11 protein-coding genes and 1 riboswitch are annotated in these 12,873 nt (G+C 70.0%); of the genes, 3 read left to right on the plus strand and 8 right to left on the minus strand.

Translation table 11 applies throughout. The annotated features are described in order from the left end of the window. Positions 1 to 18 precede the first annotated feature (18 nt). The 6 genes from ACGFWE_RS31385 to thrC form a co-directional block, all read right to left on the minus strand. Positions 19 to 1,542, minus strand: a complete 1,524-nt coding sequence (locus ACGFWE_RS31385) for a carboxylesterase/lipase family protein (RefSeq protein WP_393603287.1) — start codon at positions 1,540 to 1,542, stop codon at positions 19 to 21. A 91-nt stretch (positions 1,543 to 1,633) separates the two neighbouring features. Continuing rightward, positions 1,634 to 2,767 carry an NADH:flavin oxidoreductase gene (locus tag ACGFWE_RS31390; protein WP_393603289.1) on the minus strand — a complete coding sequence of 378 codons (1,134 nt, stop codon included), beginning with the start codon at positions 2,765 to 2,767 and terminating at the stop codon, positions 1,634 to 1,636. 363 nt (positions 2,768 to 3,130) lie between these two features. Further along, positions 3,131 to 4,756, minus strand: coding sequence for a chaperonin GroEL (groL, locus tag ACGFWE_RS31395; protein ID WP_352388821.1), 1,626 nt, complete (start codon positions 4,754 to 4,756; stop codon positions 3,131 to 3,133). Between the two features lie 700 nt (positions 4,757 to 5,456). Next, complete coding sequence (locus tag ACGFWE_RS31400) at positions 5,457 to 5,663, minus strand: cold-shock protein (RefSeq protein ID WP_007382895.1); 207 nt, start codon at positions 5,661 to 5,663, stop codon at positions 5,457 to 5,459. A 443-nt stretch (positions 5,664 to 6,106) separates the two neighbouring features. Further along, positions 6,107 to 6,382, minus strand: coding sequence for a MoaD/ThiS family protein (locus ACGFWE_RS31405; RefSeq protein WP_007382896.1), 276 nt, complete (start codon positions 6,380 to 6,382; stop codon positions 6,107 to 6,109). Next, positions 6,379 to 7,659, minus strand: coding sequence for a threonine synthase (gene thrC / locus ACGFWE_RS31410; protein ID WP_352388822.1), 1,281 nt, complete (start codon positions 7,657 to 7,659; stop codon positions 6,379 to 6,381). Before thrC ends, ACGFWE_RS31405 begins: the two co-directional genes overlap by 4 nt. 17 nt (positions 7,660 to 7,676) lie before the next feature. Further along, positions 7,677 to 7,835: riboswitch (SAM riboswitch) on the minus strand. A 136-nt stretch (positions 7,836 to 7,971) separates the two neighbouring features. On the opposite strand from thrC, the gene ACGFWE_RS31415 reads away from it, so the two are divergent. The 3 genes from ACGFWE_RS31415 to otsB are packed head-to-tail and all read left to right on the plus strand — an operon-like array spanning position 7,972 to position 11,198. Then, positions 7,972 to 8,916, plus strand: coding sequence for a glucosyl-3-phosphoglycerate synthase (locus ACGFWE_RS31415; protein WP_352388823.1), 945 nt, complete (start codon positions 7,972 to 7,974; stop codon positions 8,914 to 8,916). Between the two features lie 60 nt (positions 8,917 to 8,976). After that, positions 8,977 to 10,374, plus strand: a complete 1,398-nt coding sequence (locus tag ACGFWE_RS31420; RefSeq protein ID WP_393603292.1) for a trehalose-6-phosphate synthase — start codon at positions 8,977 to 8,979, stop codon at positions 10,372 to 10,374. Between the two features lie 2 nt (positions 10,375 to 10,376). Next, positions 10,377 to 11,198: a trehalose-phosphatase gene (otsB, locus tag ACGFWE_RS31425; RefSeq protein WP_352388825.1), complete on the plus strand. Its 822-nt coding sequence runs from the start codon at positions 10,377 to 10,379 to the stop codon at positions 11,196 to 11,198. 58 nt (positions 11,199 to 11,256) lie between these two features. Here otsB and ACGFWE_RS31430 read toward each other — a convergent pair whose 3' ends face one another. Continuing rightward, positions 11,257 to 11,490, minus strand: coding sequence for a DUF3263 domain-containing protein (locus tag ACGFWE_RS31430; RefSeq protein ID WP_352388826.1), 234 nt, complete (start codon positions 11,488 to 11,490; stop codon positions 11,257 to 11,259). Between the two features lie 44 nt (positions 11,491 to 11,534). Continuing rightward, positions 11,535 to 12,743 (minus strand): extracellular solute-binding protein, encoded by a 1,209-nt coding sequence (locus ACGFWE_RS31435; RefSeq protein WP_352388900.1) that lies wholly within the window; start codon positions 12,741 to 12,743, stop codon positions 11,535 to 11,537. Between the last annotated feature and the right edge of the window lie 130 nt (positions 12,744 to 12,873).

The following is a 12,873-nucleotide window of genomic DNA, read 5'->3' on the forward strand; positions in this document are numbered from 1 at the left end:
CCAAGGCGCCCGGGAGACCTACTTCAGCAGCGGCAGCGCCGCGAAGTCGTACCCCTCCCACAGCCGCCGCGAGACCTCCTCCGGGTACGGCCGCACCTCCGGCGTGGCGTCCAGGACCTGAGTGGCGCGCCCCTCGCCGTCGTACGCCGGCCATCCCGGGTCCCCGGTCCGCGCGAAGCCCGTCCACGCCGCCTGGAAGCGCGCGGTCAGTGCCCTCGCCTCGTCCGGCACCCCGGTCCCCGCGAACAGCAGATTCCCGAGGTCGGCGTCGTACGTGCCGAACAGCAGCGGGATGTCCAGGCCGTGGCAGGCTCCGAGCGCGCCGCCGAACGCCGGTGCGGACCAGGTCAGTTCGTAGAGGTGGGCCCGCCCGCCGCCCGCGGTCTGCGCCTCGGCCAGCCGCAGGGAGGGCATGGAGAACAGCCAGTCCGTCTGCACGCGTTCGTGGAGTCCGGTCGGGGTGGCGTCCGGGAAGGCCTCGCGATAGGAGCGCTCCCCGTCCGGGCCCGGCGCGAACGTCCGCAGCGCCGCGGCCGCCTGCTCCTCGGTGATTCTGCCGAGCTGCTCACCGAGGGCGAGGAAGAGCCGGTACTCGTCGCGGTTGTGCCCCACGAGCAGTTCCACGTCCCGCGCCGCGCCCGCCGCCAGCGCCTCCCAGGGGGTCGTGGGCAGTACCTCGCCGTCGACGACCGGTGCGAACGGCGTCGCGGTGGGGGCCACCTGCCCCCACCGGTCGTCGTACTCGCGCATCCGCGCGCTCAACCGCTCCCCGGCCGCGGGCAGTTCCCGCGGATCCACGGCGGACAGCGCGGCGGCGGTCGGCGCCAGACCCGCCTCCTTGCCGATCTCCACGGCTATGTCCCGGGCGAGTTCGGCGGAGAAGTACGGGCCGGGCACGCTCTGTGCGACGGCCCGCCCGAACAGCCCCCGCGCGCTCGGCATCGCCAGCAGCGAGGCCACCGACCCGGCCCCGGCCGACTCCCCGAACACCGTGACCTGCCCGGGGTCCCCGCCGAACGCCGTGATGTTGTCCCGCACCCACTCCAGCGCCGCGACCTGGTCCAGCAGCCCCCGGTTCGCGGGCGCCCCCTCCAGCAGGGCGAATCCCTCGATGCCGAGGCGGTAGTTGAGGGTCACGACGACCAGGTCACCGGCGCGCGCGAGGTGCTGGGCGTCGTAGCCGGGGCTGCCGGAGTGGCCCAACTTGTAGGCGCCGCCGTAGATCCACACCATCACCGGGCGGCGGGCCGCCGGGTCCGTGCCGGGCGTCCAGACGTTGACCGTCAGCCAGTCGTCGCCGGTGGGCGTCTCCAGCGCACCCGCGCGCGCCTGGAAGGCGGACTCCTGCGGGGGCGGGGGCCCGAAGTCGTACGCCTCCCGGGTCCCCTCCCAGCCCCGCACGGGCCGTGGCGCCTGGAACCGGGCCTCGCCCACCGGCGGTTCGGCGAACGGGATCCCCCGGAAGACCACCAGTCCCTCCTCGGCCCGCCCGCGCACGGCACCGGCCGCGGTGCGCACTTCGAGACCCTCGGCTGACGTCATCGGTCGAACTCCTCACAGGTCGGGGCTGCTTCGCCTCACTCCAGCCCACGTCCCTTGCCCGAGTCAACCAAGCCGGGGAGCCTTGTTGCCGTCAGCTCAACGACTTCAGCGCGGACGCGTCGTACGGCTGAAGTTCGTCGAAGCGGCCGGCCAGCACCTTCGCCGCCCACTGCGGGTCCTGGAGCAGTGCCCGGCCGACGGCGACCATGTCGTACTCCTCGCGCTCCAGGGCGTCGAGCAGGTCGTCGATGCCCTTGACCGGGGAGCCCTCGCCGGCGAAGCCGCGGATGAAGTCGCCGTCGAGACCGACCGAGCCGACGGTGATGGTGGTCCTGCCGGTGAGCTTCTTGGTCCAGCCGGCGAGGTTGAGGTCGGAGCCGTCGAACTCGGGGAGCCAGTAGCGGCGGGTGGAGGCGTGGAAGGCGTCGGCACCGGCCGCGGCGAGCGGGGCGAGGATCGCCTCCAGCTCCTCCGGCGTCTCGGCGAGCCGCGCCTTGTAGGCCTCCTGCTTCCACTGCGAGTAGCGGAAGATGATCGGGAACTCCGGCGACACCGTCTCGCGTACGGCCGCGACGATCTCCGCCGCGAACTTCGTACGGGCGACGGGGTCACCGCCGTAGGCGTCGGTGCGGCGGTTGGTGCCCGCCCACAGGAACTGGTCGACGAGGTAGCCGTGGGCTCCGTGGATCTCCACACCGTCGAAGCCGATGCGCTCGGCGGCGGCCGCGGCCTCGGCGAACGCACCGATGACGTCGTCCAGGTCGCGCTGGGTCATCGCCTTGCCGGTGGGCTCGTCGGCGCCGGGGCGGATGCCGGAGGGGCCGACCGCGGGGGCGTCGGCGTAGGGCGGCTGCCCCTGCTCACGCACCATGCCGATGTGCCACAGCTGCGGGACGATGGTGCCGCCCGCCGCGTGCACCTGCTCGGCGACCTTCGCCCAGCCCGCCAGCTGCTCCTCACCGTGGAACCGCGGGACGCTGCCGCTGTTCCCGGCCGACTCGTGGCCGACGTAGGTGCCCTCGGTGACGATCAGACCGACACCGGCTCCCGCACGACGGGAGTAGTACGACGCCACGTCCTCACCGGGGACACCGCCCGGGGAGAACATCCGGGTCATGGGCGCCATCGCGATGCGGTTCGGGACGGTCAAACCGTTGAGGTGGACCGGACGGGAGAGGATCTCGGCGGCCCGGGAGGCGGCCGGAGGCGTGGCGGGGACGGTCACGTGGGGGTACTCCTCGGTATGTGCATGCGCATGGACAGTACCCAGGAGTCAACCGCCTCGTCCGCCCCAGGATTTCCTGTCGCGCTGTGACTCGGGCCACGCACGGAAGAAGCCCGCCCCACGAGTGTGGGGCGGGCTTCTTGTGGAGCGCCGGGCAGGCCTTGCACCTGCATCTCCCCGCAGGAAGCGGGGCGTCTTTCCTTGGACCACCAACGCGTAGTCGACCGACGGGAGTTCACGTCGGGCGGCTCGTGATCAAGCATAGCGCAAGAAAAGCCCGGGGGCGGCCACCCCCTGTTTCCAGGAAGTGCCGCCCCCGGCAAGGACGTTGATCAACCGTCAGGCCTGGCGGCCGGGGGTCGATCAGAAGTCCATGTCACCGCCCGGCATGCCGCCGCCGGCCGGGGCAGCGCCCGCCTTCTCCGGCTTGTCGGCGATGACGGCCTCGGTGGTGAGGAACAGCGCGGCGATGGAGGCGGCGTTCTGCAGGGCAGAGCGCGTGACCTTCGCCGGGTCGATGATGCCTTCGGCGATCATGTCGACGTACTCACCGGTCGCGGCGTTCAGGCCGTGGCCGACGGGCAGGTTGCGCACCTTCTCGACGATGACGCCACCCTCGAGACCACCGTTGACGGCGATCTGCTTGAGCGGGGCCTCCAGGGCCAGCTTCACGGCGTTGGCGCCGGTCAGCTCGTCACCCTCCAGGTCCAGCTTCTCGAAGACCGAGGAGGCCTGGATGAGGGCCACGCCACCACCGGCGACGATGCCCTCCTCGACGGCCGCCTTCGCGTTGCGAACGGCGTCCTCGATGCGGTGCTTGCGCTCCTTGAGCTCGACCTCGGTCGCGGCACCGGCCTTGATGACGGCGACGCCACCGGCGAGCTTCGCCAGGCGCTCCTGGAGCTTCTCGCGGTCGTAGTCCGAGTCGCTGTTCTCGATCTCGGCGCGGATCTGGTTGACCCGGCCCTGAACCTGCTCGGAGGAGCCGGCACCGTCGACGATGGTGGTCTCGTCCTTGGTGATGACGACCTTGCGGGCGCGGCCCAGGAGGTCGATGGTGGTGTTCTCCAGCTTGAGGCCGACCTCCTCGGAGATGACCTCGCCGCCGGTGAGGATGGCGATGTCGTTCAGCATCGCCTTGCGGCGGTCACCGAAGCCCGGGGCCTTGACGGCGACGGACTTGAAGGTGCCGCGGATCTTGTTGACGACCAGGGTCGACAGGGCCTCGCCCTCGACGTCCTCGGCGATGATCAGCAGCGGCTTGCCCGACTGCATGACCTTCTCCAGGAGCGGGAGCAGGTCCTTGACGGAGCCGATCTTGGAGTTGGCGATCAGGATGTAGGGGTCGTCGAGCGACGCCTCCATCCGCTCCATGTCGGTGGCGAAGTACGCCGAGATGTAGCCCTTGTCGAAGCGCATACCCTCGGTGAGCTCCAGCTCCAGACCGAAGGTCTGGGACTCCTCGACGGTGATGACGCCTTCCTTGCCGACCTTGTCCATCGCCTCGGCGATGAGCTCGCCGATCTGGGTGTCGGCGGCGGAGATGGAGGCCGTGGAGGCGATCTGCTCCTTGGTCTCGACATCCTTGGCCTGCTCGAGCAGGGCGGCGGAGACGGCCTCGACGGCCTTCTCGATACCGCGCTTGAGGGCCATGGGGTTGGCGCCGGCGGCTACGTTGCGCAGGCCTTCCTTGACCAGGGCCTGGGCGAGCACGGTCGCGGTGGTCGTACCGTCACCGGCGACGTCGTCCGTCTTCTTGGCGACTTCCTTGACCAGCTCGGCGCCGATCTTCTCGTACGGGTCCTCGAGCTCGATCTCCTTGGCGATGGAGACACCATCGTTGGTGATCGTGGGGGCGCCCCACTTCTTCTCGAGGACGACGTTGCGGCCCTTGGGGCCGAGCGTCACCTTGACGGCGTCCGCGAGCTGGTTCATGCCGCGCTCGAGGCCGCGCCGCGCCTCCTCGTCGAACGCGATGATCTTGGCCATGTGAAGTGGTCCCTCCAGGACTGGGGGTGATTCCTTCGGACCGCGCCCGCGCCCGCGACGGACGGCTCGCCGGCCTGTGGATCCTTGCCCCACAAGGCCTGCGGGCCTCACCGACCCGGTCCATCTTTGTCACTCTCACCTTCAGAGTGCTAACGCCAATGATTAGCACTCGGCATGGTCGAGTGCAAGCGCCTCTCGCGTATCGGGCCCCCGGGGCGGGGGTGAGTGGGCCGCCCGGGCGGGTGGTCCGGGGGCGCCAACAGGGCCGGGTTCGGGGTGTCGTGCCTCGCCGCGACTGCGGTCGGGGTGGGACTCGCGGGGTGGGGAGAGGCCGGGCGGGCCTCAAGCCGCGTACGGCGGGCAGGGGACGGGGTGGGGGGTGTCCGCCCGCAGCGGCCGGCGTCCGTCACAGGGCACCACTCAAGGGACCGAGCCGCCGGACCGAGGACGGACACCCCCCACCCCGGCCCCGACCCACAACACACCGCACGCGCTACACAAGCCCCCACCGGAGCCGCACAGGCCGCCGCAGGCATCCAGGGGCGCGGGGAACTGCGCAAAACGCCCGCCCCCACCGAGCCCGCACCCGTGAACGCACCCCGCACGCACATGCCGAAGGGCCCGTACCCATGACTCCCCATGGGGTACGAGCCCTCCGAAGAAGAACGAAGAACGACGCTGTTGTTACCCGGCGCGTGCTTCAGCCAGTCGCGAGACGAACCATGTCCGCCTGCGGCCCCTTCTGACCTTGCGAGATCTCGAACTCGACCCGCTGGCCCTCTTCAAGGGTGCGGTAGCCGTCCATCTGAATCGCGCTGTAGTGGACGAATACATCCGCACCACCGTCGACCGCGATGAAGCCGTACCCCTTCTCCGCGTTGAACCACTTGACGGTGCCCTGAGCCATGCCTAACTCCCCTATTACTGGCCCTTGCACGGATCCACACTTCATGGATCCGGGTCAGACCTCACCCCCCACATGGTTGGGGGCGTGCGCCGGAACGCGTCGACCGCGGCTGAATGTATCTGTCCAACTGCCGTCTGCAACAGGTCAATCGGACGAGAATTCTGGACGGAAGGGGTCCGGAATGTAGTGAGAATTCGCCCGAATTCGGGGCAAGTCGGGCCCCACAAAAGGAGCATAAGACGCAAAGAACCCACACACTTTGGCTACTTCTCGTCGCATCAGAAGTCGGAACTCATATGCGCCCGGCATGAAGGAAGCAGCAGGTTCCCCAACTGTACCGTGCTCAACCATAGAGAATTGCCCCCTCCGCTTCTCTCGCGGAGAGGGCAATCGGATGAACACTCGGTAATTTCTGTTACCGAAGGTAATGACCAGTCATACGGTCACCCGCCGGCGACCGCCGGGATGATGGAGACTCCGGCCCCGTCGGGCGTCGCCGTCTCCAGCCCCTGCTCGAACCGCACATCGTCGTCGTTCACGTACACATTCACGAACCGCCGCAGCTTGCCCTGGTCGTCGAGAACACGCGCCGCGATACCGGTGTGGTTCTTCTCCAGATCGGCGATGACCTCGGCGAGGGTCCCACCCTCGGCCTGCACCTCGGCCTTGCCGCCGGTGTAGGTGCGCAGGATGGTGGGGATGCGGACGTTGACGCTCATGCGAGGCCAGCCTCTCGGAAAGAGTCCAGATTCGGACGGATCGTGGCGGTGAGCCCGGTACCGGCCACCGCGTCCAGGGTCTTGAGACCGTCGCCGGTGTTCAGCACCACCGTGGTCTTCGTCGGGTCGAGGACGCCGTTCTCGATCAGCTTGCGGGTCACACCCACCGTCACGCCACCCGCGGTCTCCGCGAAGATCCCCTCGGTCCGCGCCAGGAGCTTGATCGCGTCGACGATCTGCTCGTCGTTCACGTCCTCCACCGCACCGCCGGTACGACGCGCGATGTCCAGCACGTACGGACCGTCCGCGGGGTTGCCGATCGCGAGGGACTTGGCGATGGTGTCCGGCTTCTGGGGGCGGACCACGTCGTGCCCGGCCTTGTACGCCACCGACACCGGCGAGCACCCCTCGGCCTGCGCGCCGAAGATCTTGTACGGCCTGTCCTCGACGAGCCCGAGCTTGATCAGCTCCTGCAGACCCTTGTCGATCTTCGTGAGCTGCGAGCCGGAGGCGATCGGCACGACCAGCTGGTCGGGCAGCTGCCAGCCCAGCTGCTCGCAGATCTCGTACGCCAGGGTCTTGGACCCCTCCGCGTAGTACGGCCGCAGGTTGACGTTGACGAAGCCCCAGCCCTCGCCCGCCGGGTCGCCGATCAGCTCGGAGCAGAAGCGGTTCACGTCGTCGTAGTTGCCCTCGATGCCGACGAGCTCGCCGCCGTAGATCGCGGCCATGACGACCTTGCCCTGTTCCAGGTCGTGCGGGATGAACACGCAGGAGCGGAAGCCGGCCCGGGCCGCGGCGGCACCCACGGCGCCGGCCAGGTTGCCGGTGGAGGAGCAGGAGAGGGTGGTGAAGCCGAAGGCGCGGGCGGCCTCGATGGCCTGCGCGACGACGCGGTCCTTGAAGGAGTGCGTCGGGTTGCCGGAGTCGTCCTTGATGTACAGGCCGCCGGTGACGCCGAGCTCGCGGGCGAGGTTGTCGGCCTTGACGAGGTGGGTCCAGCCGGGGTTGATGTTCGGCTTGTCGGCCACGTCCGCGGGGACGGGCAGCAGCGGGGCGTAGCGCCAGATGTTCGAAGGTCCCGCCTCGATGCGCTTGCGGAGCTCCTCGGTTTCGTAGGCCGAGAAGTCGTACGCGATCTCGAGCGGGCCGAAACACTCCTCGCAGGCGAAGACCGGGCCGAGCGGGACGCGGTGGCCGCATTCGCGGCAGCTCAGTGCCGCGGCGGGACCCAGATCGACGGAGTTCGTGGTGCTTGCAACAGTCTGCGCAGCCATGGAGGCGAGGCCCTTTCTCCTCATCTTCCTCACGACGCACTTCGCCGTGAGACGGATTTGGCACCTTCCCGAGTCGGGAGCCTCGCGGAGACGATCGTCAGCGATCGCTACGAGAACCGACTGGAGGGTTGCCGGGGCTTCATCGGGCCGTATCCCTCTGCCCCTCTGGATGAGCGGTATGAAGTTGTTAACGGCGGCCACCCAGGACATGCGATGGTCATCCGCGTTGTTCAAGACTGTAACCGACGACCAGGACAGTTGAGAGAGACGTCCGAACCGCGAGATGGATCACACGCTAAGGAGCCGCGCACTGTGCTGAACGAAGTCGAGCGCTGGCTGGCCACCAGGTCCTGGTCCGCGACTGATCGCCCGCTCCACCGGATCATGGCCGCGAAGCGGAGCTCGGGGCAGACCGTCAGTGTCGTCCTGCCCGCGCTCAACGAGGAGGAGACGGTCGGTGACATCGTCGCCGTGATCCGTCATGACCTCATGCAACAGGTCCCGCTCGTCGACGAGATCGTCGTCGTCGACTCGGGATCCACCGACCGCACGTCCGAGGTCGCGGCCGCGGCCGGGGCGCGGGTCGTCCACCGCGACGACATCCTCCCGCGCATACCCACCGTGCCCGGCAAGGGCGAGGTCCTGTGGCGCTCCCTGCTGGTCACCAGCGGGGACATCGTCTGCTTCATCGACGCCGACCTGAAGGAGTTCTCCTCGGACTTCGTCTCCGGCATCGTCGGCCCGCTGCTCACCGATCCCGGGGTCGACCTGGTCAAGGGCATGTACGACCGTCCCCTGGGCGGCGCCGCCGGGCAGGGCGGCCGGGTCACCGAGCTCATGGCGCGCCCGCTGCTGAACATGCACTGGCCCCAGTTGGCCGGTTTCGTGCAGCCGCTGGGCGGCGAGTACGCGGCCCGGCGCTCGTTGCTGGAGCAGCTCCCGTTCCCCGTGGGCTACGGCATCGAGCTGGGCATGCTGGTCGACGCTCTGCACCTGGTCGGCCTCGACGCCCTCGCCCAGGTCGACGTCGGGGTGCGCAAGCACCGCCACCAGGACGGCCAGGCCCTGGGCCGGATGTCCGCCGCGATCTACCGCACCGCCCAGCTGAGGCTGGCCCGCGGCCATATGATCCGGCCCGCCCTCACCCAGTTCGAGCGGGGCCGGGACGGCTTCGAGCCGCGGACGTACTCCGTGGACACCGAGGAGCGGCCGCCGATGGTGGAGATCGCGGAGTACGCGGAGCGGAAGGTCGCGTAAGTGCGCGGAAGTGCGCAACCGCACGTTTGAGCGTTTGGGGGCCGGGCTAGGTTGAGGCGTATGGCGTCAACCAACAGTGCTGCTCAGGTGCTGGTCGCGTCCAACCGCGGCCCGGTCTCGTACGAAGTGCGCGAGGACGGCTCGCTGCATGCCAAACGCGGTGGCGGCGGGCTGGTCTCGGGCCTGTCGGCGATCGGCTCCGACGCGGGCTCCCTGTGGGTGTGCTCGGCGCTCGGCGACGGCGACCGCGAGGCGGTCCGGCGCGGGGTCGGCGAGGCGGGGGTCCGCATGCTCGACATCCCGGCCGACGTGCACGCCGACGCGTACAACGGCATCGCCAACTCGGTGTTGTGGTTCGTCCACCACCTGCTGTACCAGACCCCGCTGGAGCCGTCCTTCGACGCGGAGTTCCGGCGGCAGTGGGCGTCGTACGAGACGTACAACCGCGCGTTCGCCGAGGCGCTGGCCCAGGAGGCGGCCGAGGGGGCGGCGGTCCTGGTCCAGGACTACCACCTGTGCCTGGTGCCGGGCATGCTCCGTGAACTCCGTCCCGACCTGCGCATCGCCCACTTCTCGCACACGCCGTGGGCGCCGGTGGACTACTTCCGGATGCTGCCCGACGACATCGCGGGCCGGCTCCTGCGCGGCATGCTGGGCGCCGACCGGCTCGGCTTCCTCACCCGGCGTTGGGCGGATGCCTTCACGGCCTGCTGTACGGAGCTCGCGGACGGGCTCGGCGAGACCCGGATCGGGGTGCACGGGCTGGGCGCGGACGCGGACTTCCTGCGCGCCCGTTCCCACGAGGCCGATGTCGAGGAACGCATCGTCGGACTGCGCGAGGAGATCGGCGCGGGCCGGAAGACGATCGTGCGGGTGGACCGGACCGAGCTGTCCAAGAACATCGTGCGCGGGCTGCGGGCCTACCGGCGGCTGCTGGAGTCGCGGCCGGAGTGGCGGGAGCGGGTCGTGCACGTGGCGTTCGCGTATCCGTCGCGGCAGGACCTGGCGGTGTACCGGGACTACACGGCCGAGGTGCAGCGGGTGGCGGAGGAGATCAACGACACGTTCGGCACACCGGGCTGGACGCCGGTCCTGCTGAATCTGAAGGACGACTTCGCGCGCTCCCTCGCCGCGTACCGGCTGGCCGACGTGGCGCTGGTCAACCCCATCCGGGACGGCATGAACCTGGTCGCGAAGGAGGTGCCGGTGGTGTCCGACGAGGGGTGCGCGCTGGTGCTGTCGCGGGAGGCCGGGGCGTACGAGGAGTTGGGTGACGACGCGATCGTGGTGAACCCGTACGACGTCGAGCAGACGGCGGCGGCCCTGCACGAGGCCCTGACGATGCCGGCCCACGAACGGGTGGAACGCGCGAAGAGGCTCACCGCGGCGGCGACGGCACTCCCGCCGGCCCAGTGGTTCCTGGACCAGCTGAACGCCCTGAAGACACTGAACGGGTGAGCATGAACCTTCCTACACCCACCACGCCTGCCGGGCGGGACGGTCTGCGGGCGCTTCTCGCGGAGCCGCGGCGGGCGGTGATCGGCCTTGACTTCGACGGGACGCTGGCGCCGATCGTGGCGGATCCGGAGCAGGCGCGGGCGCACCCCGAGGCGGTGGCCGTCCTCGCCGCCCTCGCACCGAAGGTGGCCTCCGTCGCGGTGATCACCGGTCGCCCGGCCGAGATCGCGGTCCGTTACGGCGGCTTCGCGGGCGTACCCGGCCTGGAGCACCTGACCGTCCTGGGCCACTACGGCGCGGAACGCTGGGACGCGGCGACGGGCGAGGTCACGGCGCCCGAGCCGCATCCCGGCGTGGCCGCGGTCCGTGCCGAGCTGCCGGAGCTCCTCGACGGGACCGGCGCCTGGGTCGAGGAGAAGGGCGGCCGGGCGGTGGCCGTGCACACTCGCCGCGCCCCGGACCCGCAGGCCGCGTTCGACGCCCTCCGCACCCCTCTCGGCGACCTGGCCGCCCATCACGGCCTGATCGTCGAGCCGGGCCGACTGGTCCTGGAACTGCGCCCCCCGGGCATGGACAAGGGCGTGGCCCTGCTGACCCACGTCCGCGACCTGTCCGCCGGCTCCGTCCTCTACGCCGGCGACGACCTGGGCGACCTGCCCGCCTTCGCCGCGGTCGACCAACTCCGCGGCGCCGGCACCCCCGGCCTCCTGGTGTGCAGCGGCAGCGACGAGGTGGCGGAACTGCGCAAGCGGGCGGACCTGGTGGTGGACGGCCCGGCCGGTGTGGTGGGCCTGCTGCGGGACCTGGCGGAACGGCTCGCCTGACCCGCGGCCGACCCGCGGCCGACCCGCGGCCGACCCGCGGCCGACGTTCAGCCGGCCCTCAGCGCTCCGCCCGCCGGGCCTCCCGCACCCTCCGCAGCCGGTTCACCGTCACCGGGTCGAAGACGAGCGCGCGTTCGTCGTCGAGCAGGGCGTTGAGCAGCTGGTAGTAGCGGACCGGCGCCAGGCCGAGTTCCTCGCGTATCGCCCGCTCCTTGGCGCCGGGCCCCGCGAAGGAGCGTCGCTCCAGCGCGAGGATGTCCCGCTCCCGGCGGTCGAGTTCCGCATGCTCCATGCCCCCGACCGTAACGCCCGCCACTGACAGCGCCTACAGGGCGCCTACTCGGCGTTCCGCGCGGTCAGCTGCAACGCGCGCAGCACCTCCGTGGGGTCCCCGTCGGAGCTCACCGCGGAGCCGATCCGCCGCTTCACGGCCGCGCTGACCGAGGCCCAGGACGTCTTGCCCACCGGAGGCAGCTCCGCGGAGGGCAGCGCGTCGAGGAAGGGCTTGAGGTCGGCGTCCCGGGAGGCCCTGCTCATGACCTCGGAGGCGGAGTTGGTCACCGGCAGCAGGTCGTACTCCCGCGAGAAGGCGAGCACGTTCTTCTCGCTGTAGACGAAGTCGAGGAAGTCGCCCACCTGCTCGGCGTGCCCGTTCTGCTTGAAGGCCATCATCCAGTCGGCGACCCCCATGGAGTTCTTGGTCGGCCGGTCGGCGCCGGGCATGGGCACCATCCCGAACTTCACCCCCTTCTCGGCGGCGATCTTCATCAGCGAGGGGTGCCCGTTGAGCATTCCGACGTCCCCGGCGGCGAACGCCGAGAACGCGGCGGCCCGGTTCAGGTTCTCGGGTGCGACCGGACCGGTCAGTCCCTTGCCGACGAGGTCGTCCTTGAGCCAGGTCAGCGTCGCGATGTTCTCGTCGGAGTCGATGCCGTACGTGCCGACGTCGTCGACGTACCCGCCGCCCCCGCTCAGCAGCCACTGCATGGTCTCGGCCTGCGCCTCCTCGGGGCCGAGCGGCAGCGCGTACGGGTACTTCACCCCGTCCGCCTTGAGCGCCTCGGCGTCGGCGGCCAGCTGCTTCCACGTCTTCGGCGGGGTGAGCCCGGCGTCGGCGAAGAGCGTCTTGTTGTAGAAGAGCAGCCGGGTCGACGCGGCGAACGGCATCCCGTACTGCATGCCGTTGATCCGTCCCGCGGAGCCGAGCTGGGCGACGAAGTCGGCCTGCTCCCGGATCCCGATCAGGTCGTCGGCCTTGTAGAGCAGCCCCTTGTCCGCGTAGTCGGCGTACGCGCCGATCTGCGCCATGTCGGGAGCCTTCCCGGCGTCGACCAGTTCCTTGACCTTGCGGTCGACATCGGTCCACGAGTACACGCTGACGTCGACCTTCACGCCGGAGTGCCGGGACTCGTACTCCTTGACGAGCTCGTCCCAGTACTTCTGGGAGCTGTTCGCCGAGCTGTCGCCGTAGTCGGCGGCGACCAGCTTCAGCGTCACCTCGTCCGATCCTTCGCCCATCCCGCAGCCACCGAGGACCGCCGTCATACCCAGTGCGGACACCGCCGCGATCGTTCCCGTCCTACGCCGCCGCACCGACAACCGCCCCACACTCACGTTCGAACACTTTCGTAAAGTCATACATATTCCAGAACTAAGGTCTACACCACGTAAGTGG

Source organism: Streptomyces sp. NPDC048523 (assembly GCF_043199815.1).
GTDB lineage: Bacteria > Actinomycetota > Actinomycetes > Streptomycetales > Streptomycetaceae > Streptomyces.